The organism is Sulfidibacter corallicola (assembly GCF_017498545.1).
Classification (GTDB): Bacteria; Acidobacteriota; Holophagae; order Acanthopleuribacterales; family Acanthopleuribacteraceae; genus Sulfidibacter; species Sulfidibacter corallicola.
Genome location: NZ_CP071793.1, coordinates 870496 through 889037, shown reverse-complemented (window position 1 = coordinate 889037; position 18542 = coordinate 870496). Strand labels below are relative to the sequence as shown.

The window sequence follows — 18542 nt, the reverse complement described above, 5'->3', positions numbered from 1 at the left end:
TTGGGAAACGGCCATTCAGCCTCCCTCGATCACCTACTTGTATTTCGTACACTTATTGGGTTATAAGCAGATGCAGGTTCATCTTTCCGCTCGGCCAGCCGCGATGAACCCATCGAAGCCCGTTCCCCCGCGCTTCGCCCCGCCGCGTGCCGAGCATCCCCCCAGCACCATCCCCCACACCGCTTCCCCCCAAGCTGCCCGCATGCCCCCCATCGCGGAACCAGACGGGTCCATCCAGCCGTACAGCTCGGCCGGATGTCTCGGGCGAAGCACAGATCCCCCGATCTCGACCCCCCACCCAGCGCCGAACGGAACCGTTCCCCCCCTACCCCGCTCCCCGCGATACCGGGTCCTCCGATCCGTCCGCGTCCACCTGGCGTGGGCACATCGGCAAGGATGGGTGCGCCCAGCACCCCCGGTTGAGAAAGCGGCTCCGCACAGACTGCCCAACTCTCAGAATTCATACAACTTACAGAGACATGGGTTCCGCCGGCCAGCGTGCTTACGGTGCCCAATTACCGATGGTTACAGCAGTCTGCAGGTCCGTATGATCGGGATCATACGACCTCCGTCCATTTCGGGCGAATACTGAGCATGTTCCGCGATCGATCCTTCATTTTCGATTGCATGCCATCGAGGCCAAGGAGCGAACCATGAACACTCGAATCTCCAAACACCCTTGGAAGCTGGTGCCTCTTCTGTTGATCGCCACCACCCTGCCGCTCTTCGCGGCTGAAGCGGAATCTCTGCGCGATAGTCTGAAGCGCGGCAAACTCTTGCTCAATCTCCGCTTCCGCTACGAACACGTCGATCAGACGGGGCTGGACAAGGAAGCGCACGCCGCCACACTGCGCACCCGTCTGGGTTTTGAAACCGCCTCGTATCGCGGCTTTCAATTCCTGGTGGATTTCGAAAACATCACGGTCACCGGTCCCACCCGTTACAACGACACCACCGGCAACGAACCGACGCGCCCCGTGGTCGCCGACCCCGAAGATACGGAACTGAACCGGGCCCAACTCACCTATCGCTGGGCCAAAGGTCAGCGCCTCGTCGTGGGTCGCCAACGGATCATTCACGATCAAGCCCGTTTCGTGGGCAATGTGGGCTGGCGCCAGAACGAACAAACCTTCGATGCGGTCACCTTCGCCCACGACAAGCTCGGGCCGTTCAAGGTGACCGCCAGCTACCTGGACAACGTCAACCGCATCTTCGGCGAACACCATCCGAGCAACGGCGATCTGCGGCTCCAGGGCTACCTGGCCCACGCCGTCACCAAACCCTGGGCCGGCGCATCCCTGAGCCTCTTCTTCCACGGCCTCGATCCCGTCCACCGACCGGCAGCGGCCCATCGCAACCTGGGCTTCCGCGTCAAGGGCGCCTGGCCACCCAAATCCGCCAAGGGCGCCTGCACCTACCGTCTGTCGTGGGTCGATCAACAGGACTTCGCGGATGGCGATCCCGCGATCGACGTGGCCTACCTGGACCTGGGCCTGGGCTACAAACGCGGGCCCTTCAGCATCACCGCCGGCTGGGAGGTCCTGGAAGGTAACGGCGAGTACGGTTTTTCCACGCCCCTGGCCACCCTGCACGCCTTCAACGGCTGGGCCGACGTCTTCCTCAATACACCGGTCTTCGGCCTCGAAGATCGCAGCCTGGCCGCCGCCTACAAGGATCGCGGCTGGAAGGTCATCGTCGTCGCCCACCAATTCGAGGCCGAATCGGAGGATGTGGATTACGGCGATGAGATCGACCTGCTGATCGCGAAATCGGTAACCAAAAAGCTGGGCGTCGGTCTCAAGGCCGCCCGCTACGAGGCGGACCTATGGGCCTCCGACCGCACCAAGGTCTGGCTGTTCGCCGACTGGCGCTTCTGATCGACGACCACCCCATCGCGGTGATCTCCGGATCGCCTCGACCCCATTGACCCATCAACCCGATCACAGGTGATTTCGGGCGCCGGATATCGACATTCAGCGATTTGATCCGAGACCTTTCCCGCGCTGAGATCCGGCGCTCGACACCTGAACCCCGTGCCCACCCGGGCGCAGGCACTCACTCGCCGTCGACGGCGCTTGCCCGGACGAGTGCCGACGCCACGAAACGGCATGCCGCAACGGCCGTCGCGGCAAGGGGCCAGGCCTCTATGACCCTGGTCATAATGATCCGGACCCCCACAAGGCCAGAATGAAACCACTGACAACCCGCAACACCACCCACGCACAGAGGGGGATGAATATGTTTCACAGTCGTATCGTCCAATGCCTATGCATATGTAGCATGACGCTTTGTTTTCTGCCGAGTCTGCCAGTCTTCGCTCAGGGAGCGGCGGTCCATCGCGCGGAAGTGGCTCTCGCGGCCGCTGACAAAGCGTCGATCGAACGGGGCCGCGCCGCTTATGAAGCCAACTGCTCGGCTTGCCACCAACTCAACGGACAGGGTCTGAAAGGTGCCTTTCCACCGCTGGCCGCTTCCGACTACCTCCTGAAGGATCGCAAACGCGCGATTTCCGTGGTCCTCAAGGGCCTTCAGGGTCCGATCACGGTCAACGGTCAAAAGTACGAGGGCCTGATGCCGGGCCTGCCGCAACTGGATGACGCCGTCATCGCCGATATCGTCAACTACGTGCTCAACGCCTGGGGCAACGCCGGCGGCACCGTGTCCGCCGACGATGTGTCCGCGCTTCGCGCCTCGGACCTCGAATCCAAGGATCCGGCCCAAGCCGAAACCCACCCCGGTGCCAGTGCCGCGGAGCTGAAATACGCCGGCACCCCAAGTCAAGCCACCAGCGAGGAAATGATCATTTCGCCGGACGCCCCGGCGCTGACCCGCAACGAGTACGAACACTCGCGCGAGGTCTTCTTCCAGCGTTGCGCCGGCTGTCACGGCGTACTGCGCAAAGGCGCCACCGGCAAGCCGCTGACGCCCGACATCACCCGCGCCAAGGGTACCGCCTACCTCAAGGCCCTGATCGCCTACGGCTCCCCCGCCGGCATGCCCAACTGGGGTTCGTCCGGTGAACTGTCGGATGAGGAAGTCGACGCCATGGCCCGCTTCCTCCAGCACGAGCCGCCCTCACCGCCGGAATTCGGCATGGCCGATATCAAGAAGAACTGGCGCATCCTGGTGCCGGTGGAGCGTCGTCCCAAGAAGAAGATGAACGACATCGACATCGAAAACATCTTCTCGGTGACCCTGCGCGACTCCGGTGAGGTGGCCCTCATCGACGGCACCACCAAAAAGATCGTGTCGATCGTCAAGACCGGCTACGCGGTGCACATCTCGCGGCTGTCCCACTCGGGTCGCTACATCTACACCATTGGACGCGACGCCAAGATCGACCTGATCGATCTCTGGATGAACCCGCCGCAAAAGGTGGCCGAATCCAAGATCGGCCTGGAAGCGCGTTCGGTGGAAACCAGTAAATACAAAGGCTACGAGGACCTGTACGCGATCGCTGGCGCCTATTGGCCGCCACAGTACGTGATCATGGACGGCGCCACCCTGGAACCGTTGAAAATCGTGTCCACGCGCGGCATGACCGTCGATACGCAGGAATACCACCCCGAGCCGCGGGTCGCGGCCATCGTGGCCTCCCACCAACACCCCGAATTCATCGTCAACGTCAAGGAAACCGGCAAGATCCTGCTGGTCAACTACGGCGACATCGAGAACCTCAAGGTCACGACCATCGACGCGGCCCGGTTCCTCCACGACGGAGGTTGGGACCGGACCAAACGCTATTTCCTGACCGCCGCCAACAAGTCGGACCGAATCGCGGTCGTCGACTCCAAGGACCAGCAACTCGAAGCCATGATCCCCGTGGACAAGATTCCCCACCCGGGACGGGGCGCGAACCTGACGGATCCGGAGCACGGGCCGGTCTGGGTCACCAGCGCCCTCGGCAACCAGAAGGTCACCTACATCGGCACCGACCCGGTCGGGCATCCCGACAAAGCCTGGAAAGTGGTGCGGGTGCTGGAAGGTCAGGGCGGCGGCTCGCTGTTCGTCAAATCCCATCCCAAGTCCAACAACCTGTGGGTGGACACACCGCTCAATCCCGATCCCGACATCAGCCAATCGGTGGCCGTATTCGATGTGAAGCATCCGGAGAAGGGCTTCGAGGTCCTGCCGATCGCAAAATGGGCCGATCTGGGTGAGGGCCCGAAACGGGTGGTCCAACCGGAGTACAACAAGCAAGGCGACGAGGTTTGGTTCTCGGTTTGGAACGGCAAGGAACAGACCTCGGCACTGGTCATCATCGACGACAAGACCCGCAAGCTGAAAAAGGTCATCAAGAGCCCCAGACTCATCACACCAACCGGTAAGTTCAACGTGTACAACACGGTACACGACGTCTACTAGCAAACGGACGCCCATTCCGAGACCGGGATCATTCCCTCGACCCGGATTTCCATGCCGGATGGGCCCGGTATCGGGTTCTCGGCGGGCAGAGGTCTCTCCTTGACTCGGAGATCTCGAGCCGAGGCCCGATACATTTTTCATCAACCCGAATCCCGGTGGCCGGTCGAACGGCCGTCGGGTCCCAAACATCGAAGATCGTTCAAGTAGCAAATTGCCTGTCTCCCCATCGGGTGGCGCATCGACCGGACGCGGTCGCGTCACCCGATTCTCCTTTTGGGGGTCGGGTCGCAACCCAACACGAGGAGAACTGTCCCGCCATCGCCTGGCGCCCCGACTCCGCGGGCTCTCTTGAAACGAATCCGTTTGGAGTTCCCGAATGTCGAGAGATTCGTCGTGCCAGGTAGGTTCAGCAGGGGCGGTAAGCCCGCCGGCTGAACTTGTCGAAGTGATCCATGCCCAGAGTTCCCGCATGCGTTGAGGATTGCCATTGCAGCAGGTTGGGTACGGCCGGTATGGCCGCTGGCCCGACTTTTCGAAGCGATCAAACCTACGTAAACACGAAACGCCAAAGAGCGAAGCATCAATAGAAGCAGGAGCTTCGGAATGTGCGACCAGCGGTCGCACCTACCTGGCCTTGCCGGCCCTGCCTTACCGGCCCTGCCTTACCGGCCCTGCCTTACCGGCCCTGCACAATGACCCTCTCTGGCAGCCGGGAACAGCATGCTGGCTCACTTCGCGTTGTTTCTTTCCCGAAATCGGGCTGGGTATGCCCGCTGGTGCGTGGCTCTTATGTAACAAACTTTGTAAAGCCCGAAGATAAGGTTAAAAATATAAACAGGCGAATGTTCGGGGAGTTCGTCAATAAATGTCGGCCCAGCGGGCCAACCTACCGTGCACGACGCCCCTCTCACAAATGCGGGAACTCCCAAGCGAATTAGTTACCCACCTGAAACCCGGTGGCCGGTGTGCCGGTGGTTCGGCATTCCGACCACCGGCATTCCGGCCCCCGGCATGGGCGGCGACTCCGCGGCGAAAAACCCGAGCGGAACCGTCAGGCAAAAACTCCGAGCTCGCGAGAATCCCCGAGTAACGCAAATCGCACTACCGAGGTAATTCGTTGCAAGGGGAAAAAGAGCGAGCTAGAATGCCCCATGACCGAATCCGAGCCCATCACCCGCTTACTGAATGATTGGCAGAACGGTGACGCGGACGCACTGACGACCCTGATCACTACCGTTTACAACGAGTTGCGCCAAATGGCCCATGGCGCCATGCGATGGGAACGAGAGGGGCACCTGTACACGCCGACGGTGCTGGTACACGAGGCCTTCCTGAAGTTGCGCGAACAGGGATGGGACACGGCCTTCCGCGATCGCCACCATTTTTTTCGGATCCTGGCGCGCGTCATGCGCCACATCCTCGTCGACCACGCCCGGCGCCAGAGTCGGCAGAAACGCGGCGGCAAGCTGGAGCGCGCCGAACTCGACGAGATGCACATCGGCCAATTGCAACCTCGATTCGTCACCCTGCTGGACGATGCGCTCGAGGTCCTGCGCAGCCGCGACCCGGTCAAGAGCGACATCGTGGAAATGCGGTTTTTCGGCGGGCTCAGCCTGGAGCAGACGGCCGAGGCATTGGGCCTGAACACCAGTGCGGTCTACCGCGACTGGACCGAGGCGAAAGAGATCCTGCGCAAAGAAATCGTTTCATAAGTATCTGAAACGGTGTCTTCTGGCACTTTTTTCATAGAAGCGTGCTTTTATGATTGGGGTCAATCATCCGGGCCGACTGCTGCCTTCATCCAGGTATTCATCGAATTTGCTCTCCCTCCTTCTCGATTGACGACATTTCTGTCCTTTTTTGTCATGACCGGAGAAGAGGCACACGGGTCGCTCTCTATTCATCCCCTCATAGGCACCGCCATCCGCACACGTTTGGGGTGCGTCGCTTGAAGGAGGACCTTTTGCCCGTCACGCCGAACCAGGACCTGATCAGTTCCATTCGGGAAGTCATCGAATCCGGATTTGGCCGCGAGTCCCATGGCGATCGAGGCGCCGCCCGCGTGCTCGAAGAGATCCGGACCCTGTTGGCCGGACGCGAACCCACCCGCCCGCCGGAAAACACCGATCCCTTCGACGCCCTGCTGGACGGCGGGATTCCGGCATTGCGCGATCTGGTTTCCTGGGAATGGCAGATGGAGAATCCCGATCGGGTCGGTCCCTATCGCATCATCCGTCAACTGGGATTCGGCGGCATGGGCACGGTATTCCTGGCCAGGCGCCTGGACGGCACGGGCGGGCCGGTCGCGCTCAAGATCCTGAAAAGCATCGATCCCTACCTGCGCAGCCGCTTCGAGCGCGAGCGGCGGATTCTCACGCGCCTGAATCATCCACACATCACGCCGATGGTGGATAGCGGGTTGGCGCGCGGCGGAGTGCCCTGGTTCGCGATGAGCTACGTCCAGGGGCTGCCGCTGGACCGCTGGTGCGACCATCGCGAGCTATCGATCCGCGAACGGGTGGGTTTGTTCGTCAAGGTCTGCCGGGCGGTGGCCTATGCCCACGGCAATCACATCATTCACCGCGACATCAAGCCCGCCAACATCATGGTCAGCGACGACGGCGAGCCCAGGTTGCTGGATTTCGGCATCGCCTCCCTGCTGGACCCGGATTCCGGCGAGCAGTTGACCGCGTCGCGGGTGGGCCTGATGACGCCGGAGTACGCCTCGCCGGAGCAGATCGCCGGCGGGCCCCTGAACGCCAGGACCGACGTGTTCTCGCTGGGGGTGGTTTTGTACGAATTGCTGTGCGGCCTGCGGCCCTTCACCCCGAGCAAGGACGAGCGCATCTCGTTTCGCGAGGTCTTCGAACGCGACCCGCGAACCTTCGCGGCGTCGTTGGCCCGGCACCGGGACCCGGACAAGTTGGCGGAGACGCGCGGCAGCCACGTCAAATCACTGCAGGCGCAACTCACGGGCAAGCTGGAGCACATCGTGCGCAAGGCGCTGCGCGGCCAGGCGGCGGCGCGCTACGCCACGGTGGACGCATTCGCCGACGACCTGCAGTGCTGGCTGGCGGGTCTCCCGATCACGGCCCGACCGAAGACGTTGGCCTATCGATTCGGCAAGCTGATGTACCGCGCGGCCCATTCGTTGACGGGCGCCCCGGTCGAGCGAGCCTGGCCGAGAGTGCGGTTCCGCGGTTCCGACCGCCACCGCTGAGCAAGGAGTCCCCGCATCTTCCGAGAGAGCCGTCGTCGCGGTGGGTTGGGCCGCCGGCCCGACACTTCGAAGCGACTGGAATTGGGAGTTCCCGTATGCCGAGAGAGAACGTGGTGCCCAGTAGGTACATCCGCTGGATGTACTTTTCGAAGTGTGTCGTGCCCAAAGTTCCCGCAGGCAGAGAGAGCCGTCGTCGCGGTAGGTTGGGCCGCCGGCCCGACACTTCGAAGCGACTCGAACTGGGAGTTCCCGTATGCCGAGAGAGAACGCGGTGCCCAGTAGGTACATCCGCTGGATGTACTTTTCGAAGTACGTCGTGCCCAAAGTTCCCGCATGCAGAGAGAGCCATCGTCGCGGTAGGTTGGGCCGCCGGCCCGACACTTCGAAGCGACTCGAACTGGGAGTTCCCGTATGCCGAGAGAGAACGCGCTGCCCAGTAGGTACATCCGCTGGATGTACTTTTCGAAGTGCGTCGTGCCTAAAGTTCCCGCATGCTGAGAGAGCCGTCGTCGCGGTAGGTTGGGCCGCCGGCCCGACACTTCGAAGCGACTCGAACTGGGCGTTCCCGCATGCCGAGAGAGAACGCGGTGCCCAGTAGGTACATCCGCTGGATGTACTTTTCGAAGTGTGTCGTGCCCAAAGTTCTCGCATGCAGAGAGAGCCGTCGTCACGGCCGGTATGCCACGGCCAGCAAGCCGGCTCAGCCGACAGTTTGAAGTGCCTCGATCGGGGCGCTCCCGAATACCGAGCGGGACACCGTGCCTGTAGATCGAACCGAGTCGCTTCGCTCTTTTCCCGAGTTGGAATTCGCCGATGCCGTCGCTTCGAAGTGTCGGCCCAGCGGGCATACCGCCCGTGACCAACCTACCGCCATGGCAACCCTCTCCTGGATACTGGGACTCCTGGATGACGCGCTTCGATTGGTGGAGCAAGCTGCTCCACCTACCTGGCACGACGCCCCTCTGAGGATGCGGTAATGCCGAGACGACACGCTTCGAGCTGCTGTTTTCCCGAATCGGCGATGCTTCCTCTCTGCCGAGATTCCTCGTAAGCGGTGAAGTGCCTGTAGGTGAGGAGGCCGCCCAGGCCAGCTTGCTCAACCCTTTCAATCAACCAGCTTTCCATTCGACTCCATGTCTGACAGGTTCGATTTCCCCGCTTTCCCTCACGGCCGGAATCCGGGGCTTCGCTCTCTTGCCCTGACATTGCCCGAGGCGGATCTCGCTTCGATTGGTGGAGCAAGCTGCTCCACCTACAGGCCTTGCGCCACTCTTCGAAATGCGGGAACTGTCGCGGGGTGGGCTTCGACGTGTCGGCCCAGCGGGCATACCGCCCGTGACCAACCTGCTGCCATGGCACCCCTCTCTGCATGGGGCTCTGCCCACGTTCGCACTTCGATTCGACGACCAGGGCGCATCCAAACAAGAAATCCCGGAGTTCGGGATGAGACCACCGAACTCCGGGACACTCGTTGCCCGTTCGTTATCGATTGCGCCGGCTCAGTCGCCTTTGCAGAAGGTATAGGAACCGCTACCGCTGTAGCTGTACACCACGAAACGGTAGTAGCCGGCGTTGCCGTTGTAGCTGATGCTCTCTTCGGAGGAAGCGCTTTCGGAGGAATCGACCGTCACCCAACCACCGCTGTACACCTGGAGATACAGGTCGAAATCGGCGCTGGAAGGACCGGACAGGGTTCCCTCGATCGCGCCGCCGGTATGGTAGAAGTAGGTGCCGTTGGGCTCGATGTTCGAATCGCGCGAACCGGTCAGCGTGCCGTTGGAGGAATTGGCACAGCCGCCGCCGGTGGAACCGCCAGGGGCACCGACCGCGTCCCAGGCCGCCTGAACCGCGGCCTCTTCGGTGTCACCGTAGAGATCCTTGGCCGCACGGGCGGAGGCACTGCGCATTTCGGCGAAACCGGAGCGCGTGGTCAGGTAACCACCGATCTGCGTGCGGTAAAAGATGGCCTGAGCCTTCTGGAGACCGATGGCGGGCACGTTGACGGTGGTCTTGCCGCGCGGATGGCTGCCGCCTTCGACCAGAAGGACGTAGGCCAAGTTGGCGATGCCCGAGTTCAGGTGGACGCCGCCGCGATCCGCCGTGCCGGTGTAACGCTCGGGATAATAGTCGTAGGATTGATTGTCACGGGTCGGGTTGTCCATGTAACGCAGGGCGTCACCAGCGGTACCAGGCGTGTAGATCTCTTCACCCAACATCCAGGATTCGTTGGAAATGCGGCCGTCGTCCCAAATCGTGCAGGAAGAACCGAAGATATCGGAAAACGCTTCGTTCAACGCACCGGACTCGTTGCGGTACTCGAGATTGGATTCGGCATCGGTCACACCGTGGGTGAACTCGTGGGCCACGACGTCCAGGGACTCGCAGAAACGGCCGAATTCGACGCCGTCGCCATCGCCGCAGTACATGGTACCGCCGCCCCAGGAAGCACTCCCGGTGTGGACGTAGGCAGTCAGCCGGCCGCCGCGATCGTCGTAGGAATCGCGACCGAACACGGCCGCGTAGTAGTCGTACGTGATGCCGAAATTGTCGTAGATCGCGTTGGCGTAGCTGTCGCTGGAGGGTGCCTGGCCTTCGGAACGCAGCAGGGTGCCGCTGGCGTTCAGAATGCGGCGGTTCTTGGCCTGGCAGAACAAGGGCAGGCTTACCACGCGACGTTGACCGGTCGCATCTACGAAGATGCGGTCTTCCTGGTAGCCCAGCTCGTCCTCGTGGGCGATCGTCATTTCATAGGCCAGGAAGGCATCGCCGTTGTCGTCGACCGCGTAGGCCAACTTGGGCGCGCTCAGCACCTCGCCTTTGCGGATCTCGTTCAATTTCAGGGCGAGCTGCAACGCCTTGCGGCCGGTAATGGTGGCCTCGGTCGCCACGTTCGCGGTACGGGCCAGCAAACCGTTGACGCAGTAAACCTGACCGGCCGTGTCGCTGTGCACGACCACCTCGGCGCCGACGACCGGCAGTCCGTTGATGTACTGGTGTACCTTGGTGTGGGTCAGACCCAACTCGTCGGTTTTGGTGGTGGCCTCGACCATGTTGTCGATCGAGGCGTTCTCGGCCACCGAAACACTCAACTCGGTCACCAGTTGCGCGGCCGAATTTCGCTTGCCGGCAACCAAGGTGCCCAGATCCCCCTCGAAAAAGACCGACACACCGCGTTGCAGACCAACGGCGCTGTTGCGCTCGAAGGTGGCGGTGGGCGTCTGCGTCGCGTCGAGGGACTGCGCGACGACGAAAAACGAAGACAGAACGCAAAAAACGATGAATGTACTCAACTTCATGTAAATTCCTCCAAGAATAGTCACTCGAGTCGGGTGGCCCCACGAGAAGGACCAATCGCACCGCTCGAAATCGAATGAAGATGGATGGCGCGCCTCGGAATCTCGAATCGATGGGACGGGTTTTCCTCGGTACCCGCTTATTTCCCGGTGTTCGCGATCCTTCGGCGCCGATGGTGTGACCCTCGCCGAAAAAGCGATGAGGACCCACCTACCCGAAGCCCGCACGCCGCGCGATGAAGTCGCAGATCCGTGCCTGGCTCGGGTCGAACGCAAATCCAGCGTGGCCGCGCACCCCAAGCGCAGGTCTTCCCACCTCCATGGGAAAACCGCGGGGCCGCACAGGTCGGCAAAGTACCGCCGGACTCGGCTCTCATATGGACTAGCGCCAAAAGCTCGCCCTATTTTTCAAATTCTTTACAAAAACCACAGGAAATCTGTAAACAACTGAAACAAAATATCTTAAAAATTAACCATTTTGTAAAGAGGCCATTTGAAAGCGCCATCAGGGTAGTTCACCTTTGGCAAATGGAAGTTTGTCCACGAATCACCCAGATCAAAACGAATCTAGAAACCATCCTCGGATCCTCACCGATATCGAAGGCGACCGGAAAGCCCTTCGGGCACCTCCTCCGTGATCTCCGTGAACTTAGTGGTAAAAAAAGACTTACACACAAACGCCCCTGCACCGACGGTGAACCCCCCTTCGCAAATAAAAAAGGACCCGAAAGCGGGAAAACGCTTCGAGTCCTGTGTTGATCGGTACAAACGCGAGTGATCAGGCCGGCTTTCGGAGGGGATCGCTCGAGAAACCCACTTCGGGTTCGAACGACCCTCGAAAACGAATCCGACCCAGATCGAAACCCAGTTCAGGTGCCGTAAGTCGGCCCCTCGTACTGGTCATCGCCAAATCCCATCAGGGGGAGTATGACAAAGGGAACGAAAAGAATGCCTATAGCGTAGACCGCCCCCTTTCCGAAACTTTTGGCAAAAAGGTAATACACATAGATACCAGCGATAATGCTGACTATCGGAATGAAGAACAAGATCAAAAACCAAATCGGGGCACCGACGATCTTGAGCAAGACATAGATATTGTAGATGGGGATGATTGCGGTCCAGCCGGGCTCACCGGCCTTCTCGAAGCACTTCCATAAGCCTGCGATCGTTGCAATTACAAGAGCTAGACCGAATAGGAGAATAATAATCCCAAAAATTCCACCGCCGCCTGATTCTTCCATGTCGTAACCTCCAAAACATATAATTCAAAATCCTGAACCCTGAAAACGAGGGATCCCTTTCAGAGCCGTGGTTGACGTGTTTCTTAAAGATGAGTCGTGGGAGAAAAACCTGAGATCATACTAACACAACTGATTCGAGGCATTGTCAAAAAGTAGTTCGTGGGGTGGCGCGGGCCGAATTCCCGGAAGAATCGAAACCCGATGAAACCGAAGTATTTGCCTCTTTCGAGGGTCGTCGCCGCCACGAAAGGAACGCGACGGATCCGTCACCTTGACCGAAGCCCCGATTCGTTCCCTGCACGCTTCCACTGCACCGGAAAACCGTCGAATGGGACCCATCCATCGACCCAAAACCCCGAGGACTGGATGCTCGATCACGAGAGACATGATTTCCTCACCCCGAAAGCCGAGAATTAGGATAGGATCGACGGGTACAGGACCGATTCCTCCCGGTTCCATCGAGACCGGTAGCATCAGCCCAGCAGGGGGAAGACAAGGGTGAATGCCGCACCGATCGTGCGGTACACAAGTCACACACGCGTGGTTGCCGCCATATGACCACAGCCTGTTTTCAGGCCCGCCAAGCATTCGAGCACGCGTTATCGAAAGATCGAATCACCATACATCTTCCAGAGGAATCAGTCAGTTAGCGTCGTCGGATCTCACCCGGCCGATTCGCTCACCGGATTTAATAAGGACGAGAGGTCACATTCATGAGTCGTAGTTTGGAACAACTTTGCCAATGGTACCAAAGCCAGTGCAATCGCAATTGGGAACAGCAGTACGGGATCAAGATCGAGAGCTTGGACAACCCCGGCTGGTTTTTGGAAATCGATTTGGCAGGTACCCGATTGGAGCGACGCGAATTCCGCCCCATCAAACACAAAAAGAGCAATTCGGACTGGATGTACTGCAAAACGGAAAATCTGCGGTTCCTGGGTTATTCGGATCCCGGCAAGCTGGATTCCATGATCGATGTCTTTTTGAAATGGCAGCAGGAACAGGCATCCTCGCGCCGCTGAATCGATGATCGTTCCGCAGAGCCTTGGGCCAAGGCTCTGCGCTGAACGCGTTTTCCGAGCGAAAGGTCACAGTTCCCGGCACCGGTCAAGGACCCGATCGATGGCCCGCAAAACATGCTTCGATGGCGTCGAGGCAACCTTCCCGTTTGAACAGCCAGTCCACATAGGTCAGGGGCAACATCCGCAGGCCGGCGCGCCCCAACATCTGGTACCGCTCCAAGGGAAACACGTCGGCGAAGGGCCCCGGATACCCGATCAAATCCAGGCCCAGGCTCCGATCGCCTCGCGACACGACCATGTCGAGCACCAGTCCGGCCATGGACACCGCGCCGCTGACCCGAAATCCGCGCGCCTCCAGCTCCATTCTCAGTTCGCGGGCGAAGAGATCCCCGGCCACGCCCGAGCCGTTCTTTTCGATCGGGGTGGCCGCCCGCCCGTGCCACAGGTAGCGCCGCAGGAGCGAATGTTCGGGAAGGTGGCTGGTTTCCAGGCTGGCATACACGCTCTGGCGTGCCCGCGCCCGCGTCACCGCCACGTTGAGAACCCCGCCCCGTTCCAGGAAGCGCAGCGAAGCGGAATGGTAGTCGGGACACAGGGTCAGCGACAGGAACATCAGGTCCCGCTCCTGACCCTGAAAGCTGTGGGCGGTCCCGACGAAGATGCGATGGCGGCGGGTGACGTCCATCGGAAGACGTTCTTGGAGACATCCGGCCAGGTAATCGGCTTGTTTGCGGAAGGGTGCCAGGATGCCGATCGACGGCGCCGTGGCTCGAACCTCGGCGGAGGCGACCAGGGTTTCCAAATCGGTGAGCAATCGTTCGGCCTCGACGGGATTGGTGCCGTCTTTGCCACGCGTTCCCGCACAGGTGACGATCTCCAGCGCGCACCCATGACTGATACCGGGTTTTTCGGTCATGACATGGAGACCCTGGCCGTAGAATTCCCGATTCGAGAAGGCGATGATCGGCGGCTCGCTGCGGAAGTGTTCGTTCAGGAAGAAGGGCCGCGCCGCGCGCTCGGTGTCGCCCTGCACGACCTCGGCCAGTTCGAGCATGCTGCGCTGGCGGTAGTCGAAGCGTTCGATCTGCTCGACGGTGAGCCCGAAGCGCTGGCCCAGACGCGCCTGGGTATCGCGGGCAACGAAGGAAAGGTGTCGCAATTGGTGCGGATCGCCGACGACCATCAGGCGACGCGCGCGCTGGAAGACGGGCACGCAGGAAGCCATGTCGCACTGGGTGGCCTCGTCGATGATGGCCAAATCGAACATGCCCGGGAACAGGGGAAGCTGTTCGGATAGGTCGGACAGTTTCATCAACCAGACCGGAAACACCTCGAGCAGGGCTTTGGGGTCCATTTGCGCGAACAGTTTCTCCTTGCGACCACTGACCCGGGCCTTGACCAACGCGGACAGATTGCGCAACAGGTCGCGGTCCTGCTCGAAGGCCCCGCGAATGCGGGCGTCGTAGCCCAGCCGCAGTTGTCGGGCGGCCAGTGTCCGACAGAGGGCATAGGCCTCCTCCAGCGATTCGAAAACCTGCCACAACAAGGGCTCGTTCCGGCCGCGGAACCGGTAGTAAGCCTGCTTGATGCGGTCCCATGGGGTCGATCCCGCACCCGAGAGTTCTTCGCCCCAGCGCAGGTGGCGCGTGCACCGATCGGCCACCGTCGCCAGCAAGCGCTCGATATCCTTTTCATTGGCGGCCAGGGCCTTGTCCAACTGGATTCGTTCCTGCGAATCCACTTCCGGCAGGCCGATGCCGCGCTTGAGGTTTTCCATTCGAGTCTTCAGGGCGTCGCGATAGACGCGCTTCCCGCCGCGCACGAAAAACGTATCGAAGCCGGCCATTTCGGCGAGCTTTTCCGCGACCACATCGACCGCATGATCCATTTTCGAGACGATCAGCACCGACTGGCCGCGCTGCAGGTGATCGAGCACGGTGGCGGCGATCGTGAACGACTTGCCGGTGCCCGGCGGGCCGATCACCAGCGTCAGGGTGCGATCGCCGGCGGCGGTGACGATGCGCTGCTGTTCGGCGCTCAACACGGCGGGCACCCGGATCCGCGATTCGAGAGCCACTCCCCGCTGGGGCCAGGAAGGCGCAACCGTTTCGGCACTCAGGAAATAACGCACGACAGGAGAGAGTCGCTCGGCCTCGCTCAGCTCGGACAGCTCCGACAGCACCCCGCGAGCCGCCGACGGCTTGGGAATCAGCGCCGCGAAGGCCGCCGGCACCAGGGCGATCTCCTGCTTCGATTTGAGTTTGCGGCGCAGGCCGCGAATCTTCTTGGCATCCCACAAGCCGGGATAGGACAGACAGGCGCCCGTTTCCAAATGGTCGATGCGCGCTTCCAACCGCGAACATATCTGGAAAAGGCGATCGGGCGTCAAGCCGTCGACCTCGGTCAGGTGGAGCCAAGTCAACAGATCGTCGCAATCGGGTGCGAGCCGGTCGAGGATGGGGTCGTTGACGGCGCGCTCCTCGCGGGAGATGGTGAGCACGTAGCCGTCCGAGCCATGCTCGATCTGTGCGGGAAACCACATGAGCGGGGTGGCCAGAGGCTTGGAGGGCGCCTCGCTCTCGGCGACGTCACCGCCGAGAAACAGGAAACAGGCGTAGATGAGTTGCTTTTCCTTGCGGTAGAGATAGGCCCGCGCCGAGGTTTCCTCTCCCCAATCATGCGGGACCGGCAGCCAAGGGGTCCGATCGTGCAGCAGCGATTCGGCGCCCTCGAAAAAGAGCTTGTGCTCGACCTTGCGATCAAACACATCGCCGAGAGTGGTTTGGCCGAAATCGGCACGGTAGCATTCGCGCAAAAAACGGACGACGTCGGTTTGGGACACCGCGACTCCCAATCGTGGTTGGATTCGAGACCTCATCCTAACCTGAACGAGGCCGGAAGTCCGGGATTTTTCGAGGACCGGTGGGCCCGCGGTCGGGTGAACCGTCGGCGCGAACTCCCTCCGCAAGGCAGGCTCCTTCCGATTCCGAGCCGCCACGGACCCATTCCCGCTACGGCGAACCCGGGCGATTCCGGTAGAATGGAACCTGCCACCCCATGAGGAGCCCCTATGGAAGTCCAGATGCGCGTGCCGCGCTTTCCCTTGTCGCAATTCGTCCAGGTGATCTGGCTGGTCCGCGGTCAACTCTTCTATCGCCGGGAAAAGGTCATCCCCGACGGTACCATGGAGTTGATCCTCAATTTCGGCCCGCCCTATCGCGTCTACGAGGACGACCCCGAGCAGCAGACGCCCAAGTTCTATCACACGCGCAAGGCCTGGATCGTCGGCACCCAGGAAGAGTACCTGATGATCGAGCCCGAGGGCCGCACCGATTTGATGGGGTTCCGCTTTCATCCGGGCGGGGCTTATCCCTTTTTCGGGTTTCCCATGGACGAACTCCGTTACCGCATCGTCGACCTGGACCTGATTCTGGGGCCCTGGGTGGATCGGATTCGCGAACAGTTGGCCGAACGCCCCGATCCGGACGCCAAGCTGGATCTCTTCGAAAACCTACTTTGGGAGCGCATGAAGGAACATACGCAGATGGATCCCCTGATTCGCTACGCGGTCGGGTACCTTTCCAAGCCATCCAACCTGGCGGAACCCAACTCGGTACGGCGCCTGGCGCGGGAGTTGGGCTACAGCGAGAAACACACCCAACGACTGGTCACCCGTCATGTGGGCGTCTCCCCCAAGAAGCTGCATCGCATCTTCCGGTTCCAGAACCTGTTACAGGCGCTGCAAGCCCCGGATTCGGCCAGGAGCTGGGCCGATGTGGCGCAGTGCCTGGGCTTTTACGATCAGGCACACCTCACCCGCGAGTTCCGCATGTTCACGGGCATCACGCCCACCGCCTATCGCCAGGCCCAGATCTTCGACCCCAAGTTCATTCCGACTTTTTGAGGTTGGCCCCCAATCGATCGTTTTTCATTCCGAGCTGTGGTGGCTTCGGATTTTTACCACGGAGGTCACGGAGGAAACGGAGGTCAGGACCTTCGATCGAAACCAATCAAAAATCGTAGCCGATCAATCTCTCTAAATACATAAAAGCAATATGTTTTGATTTTCCTCGTTTTTTTGGTTTTCAAGAGCATTTCTTCCATGATTAGCGGGACCCAACTTTTTCATCCACCCTGCGTCATGCTCTGCGATCTCTGTGAACTCAGTGGTAAAAAAAGACTTACGCATTACCAGCTCCATACCTACGAAGCTCCCTCCCCCGATGTCGGTTTTTTACAAGACCTCCACCGCACCTCCTCGCTAATTTAGGCCGCGTGAGGTCGTCGAGCCGCCGATGGCGCGGCTGGTTCGTCTCGGTCCCGCTTCCGCCTTACTCCATCTTCATGGGGCACCGGGGAAAACGCGGGTCGCGGGATCGGAACCACTGCCGCGTGTATCGCGGGCCCGGCGGCCTTGCGATCCCAACAAGGAGAAGAACATGGAAACGCTTGCGATCAACCACGCGGCCGTCTGGGTACTCGTGGTGGTTCACCAGTTGGTGCCCCCCTTGTGGTATTCGAACCTGCTGTTCGCCAAACCCTGGATGAAACTGCAGGGCCTGAAGGCCGAGGATTTTTCGTCGACCAACCCCGTCATCTACTTGGTTCCGCTCGGGATGGCGGTGCTCACCTGCTACGCCACGGCCTGGCTGTTTCGAGAGCTCTCGATCGACAGCGCCGCCAAGGGCGCCATGATGGGCGCCCTCTTCGCCCTGGCCTTCGTATTCGCCGACGTCGTCAGTAAGGATATGTTCTCGCTGCGACCGCTCCAGCTCACCCTGATCAATCAGGGGCTGAACCTGGTGCTGCTGGTGATCACCGGCGCCGTGCTGGGTGCCTGGACGCGCACCATGCCGGCGAGCTGACCACCTCGACCCCGGATCGGGAGGGGGCTCCGGCCACCCTCCCGCCAACGGACGATGATCGACTCAACTCGCGGCACGAGCCGGCGCCTGCTGCGTGGCCTCGTCGAATTGACCCAACAGCAGGTACATCAACGGACCCGCGACACCGAAGAGAAGGGTCACCCCGAAGTAGGGCCAGACGTTGCGCCCCTTGACGCGGGCGTCCTTGAACATCCAAATCGAGATCAACACCAGGCTGATGGTCAGGTCGGCGAAGAGAAGCTGCGTGGCCGCGTTGGCCATGAACCAATCGATCACGCCCATGTACCCGAACTCGAGGGTGGCACGAATGGTCAAGAACACGAAATCGCCCAGGACGAGAAAAAGTAAGACACGTTTCCACATGAGTCATCCTCCAATGTTGCGGTTCCGGTATCGGGGGAACCGTTGTCGGCCATGGGAAAGTGCAACCGGGACGCCACCGGGGCGACCACACGAAATCCGACGCGATTTTTTGTTCCAAGCGATGAGGTCAGTCGTATCGACGGTCGATCAAA

The 18542-nt window shown here is 60.7% G+C and carries 11 protein-coding genes; 7 read left to right on the top strand and 4 right to left on the bottom strand.

Annotated features, from left to right (window positions below; translation table 11 throughout):
- Positions 1-653: 653 nt before the first annotated feature.
- From J3U87_RS02550 to J3U87_RS02530, 4 genes are all read left to right on the top strand, one after another.
- The gene (locus J3U87_RS02550) at positions 654-1877 is read left to right on the top strand and encodes a hypothetical protein (RefSeq protein ID WP_237381456.1); all 1224 of its coding nucleotides are present in this window, start codon (positions 654-656) and stop codon (positions 1875-1877) included.
- 403 nt (positions 1878-2280) lie between these two features.
- Positions 2281-4365, top strand: coding sequence for a cytochrome D1 domain-containing protein (locus J3U87_RS02540; RefSeq protein WP_272932453.1), 2085 nt, complete (start codon positions 2281-2283; stop codon positions 4363-4365).
- Between the two features lie 1151 nt (positions 4366-5516).
- Positions 5517-6077: an ECF-type sigma factor gene (locus J3U87_RS02535; protein WP_237381455.1), complete on the top strand. Its 561-nt coding sequence runs from the start codon at positions 5517-5519 to the stop codon at positions 6075-6077.
- Between the two features lie 236 nt (positions 6078-6313).
- Entirely contained in the window at positions 6314-7585 is a 1272-nt protein-coding gene (locus J3U87_RS02530; RefSeq protein ID WP_237381454.1) for a serine/threonine protein kinase, read from the top strand.
- 1499 nt (positions 7586-9084) lie between these two features.
- On the opposite strand, the gene J3U87_RS02525 is transcribed toward J3U87_RS02530, so the two are convergent.
- Together J3U87_RS02525 and J3U87_RS02520 are read right to left on the bottom strand one after the other, a co-directional pair.
- Entirely contained in the window at positions 9085-10881 is a 1797-nt protein-coding gene (locus J3U87_RS02525; RefSeq protein ID WP_237381453.1) for a M4 family metallopeptidase, read from the bottom strand.
- Between the two features lie 866 nt (positions 10882-11747).
- Positions 11748-12119 carry a DUF5684 domain-containing protein gene (locus J3U87_RS02520; RefSeq protein WP_237381452.1) on the bottom strand — a complete coding sequence of 124 codons (372 nt, stop codon included), beginning with the start codon at positions 12117-12119 and terminating at the stop codon, positions 11748-11750.
- A gap of 713 nt (positions 12120-12832) precedes the next feature.
- On the opposite strand from J3U87_RS02520, the gene J3U87_RS02515 reads away from it, so the two are divergent.
- A complete protein-coding gene (locus J3U87_RS02515) occupies positions 12833-13141 on the top strand; it encodes an immunity 53 family protein (RefSeq protein WP_237381451.1) in 309 nt (102 codons plus the stop codon).
- 85 nt (positions 13142-13226) lie between these two features.
- Here the strand turns inward: J3U87_RS02515 and J3U87_RS02510 are convergent, their stop codons facing one another.
- Positions 13227-15983 (bottom strand): DEAD/DEAH box helicase, encoded by a 2757-nt coding sequence (locus J3U87_RS02510; RefSeq protein ID WP_237381450.1) that lies wholly within the window; start codon positions 15981-15983, stop codon positions 13227-13229.
- Between the two features lie 228 nt (positions 15984-16211).
- Between J3U87_RS02510 and J3U87_RS02505 the strand changes: the two genes are divergently transcribed.
- Together J3U87_RS02505 and J3U87_RS02500 are read left to right on the top strand one after the other, a co-directional pair.
- Complete coding sequence (locus J3U87_RS02505) at positions 16212-17045, top strand: helix-turn-helix domain-containing protein (protein WP_237381449.1); 834 nt, start codon at positions 16212-16214, stop codon at positions 17043-17045.
- A gap of 535 nt (positions 17046-17580) precedes the next feature.
- Positions 17581-18006 (top strand): DUF1761 domain-containing protein, encoded by a 426-nt coding sequence (locus J3U87_RS02500; RefSeq protein WP_237381448.1) that lies wholly within the window; start codon positions 17581-17583, stop codon positions 18004-18006.
- A 63-nt stretch (positions 18007-18069) separates the two neighbouring features.
- On the opposite strand, the gene J3U87_RS02495 is transcribed toward J3U87_RS02500, so the two are convergent.
- Entirely contained in the window at positions 18070-18390 is a 321-nt protein-coding gene (locus J3U87_RS02495) for a DUF2834 domain-containing protein (protein WP_237381447.1), read from the bottom strand.
- Between the last annotated feature and the right edge of the window lie 152 nt (positions 18391-18542).

Coding starts and splice junctions, on each gene's coding strand:
- J3U87_RS02550 (WP_237381456.1), top strand. CDS start 654: ATGAACACTCGAATCTCCAAACACCCTTGGAAGCTGGTGCCTCTTCTG.
- J3U87_RS02540 (WP_272932453.1), top strand. CDS start 2,281: ATGACGCTTTGTTTTCTGCCGAGTCTGCCAGTCTTCGCTCAGGGAGCG.
- J3U87_RS02535 (WP_237381455.1), top strand. CDS start 5,517: ATGACCGAATCCGAGCCCATCACCCGCTTACTGAATGATTGGCAGAAC.
- J3U87_RS02525 (WP_237381453.1), bottom strand. CDS start 10,881: ATGAAGTTGAGTACATTCATCGTTTTTTGCGTTCTGTCTTCGTTTTTC.
- J3U87_RS02520 (WP_237381452.1), bottom strand. CDS start 12,119: ATGGAAGAATCAGGCGGCGGTGGAATTTTTGGGATTATTATTCTCCTA.
- J3U87_RS02515 (WP_237381451.1), top strand. CDS start 12,833: ATGAGTCGTAGTTTGGAACAACTTTGCCAATGGTACCAAAGCCAGTGC.
- J3U87_RS02505 (WP_237381449.1), top strand. CDS start 16,212: ATGGAAGTCCAGATGCGCGTGCCGCGCTTTCCCTTGTCGCAATTCGTC.
- J3U87_RS02500 (WP_237381448.1), top strand. CDS start 17,581: ATGGAAACGCTTGCGATCAACCACGCGGCCGTCTGGGTACTCGTGGTG.
- J3U87_RS02495 (WP_237381447.1), bottom strand. CDS start 18,390: ATGTGGAAACGTGTCTTACTTTTTCTCGTCCTGGGCGATTTCGTGTTC.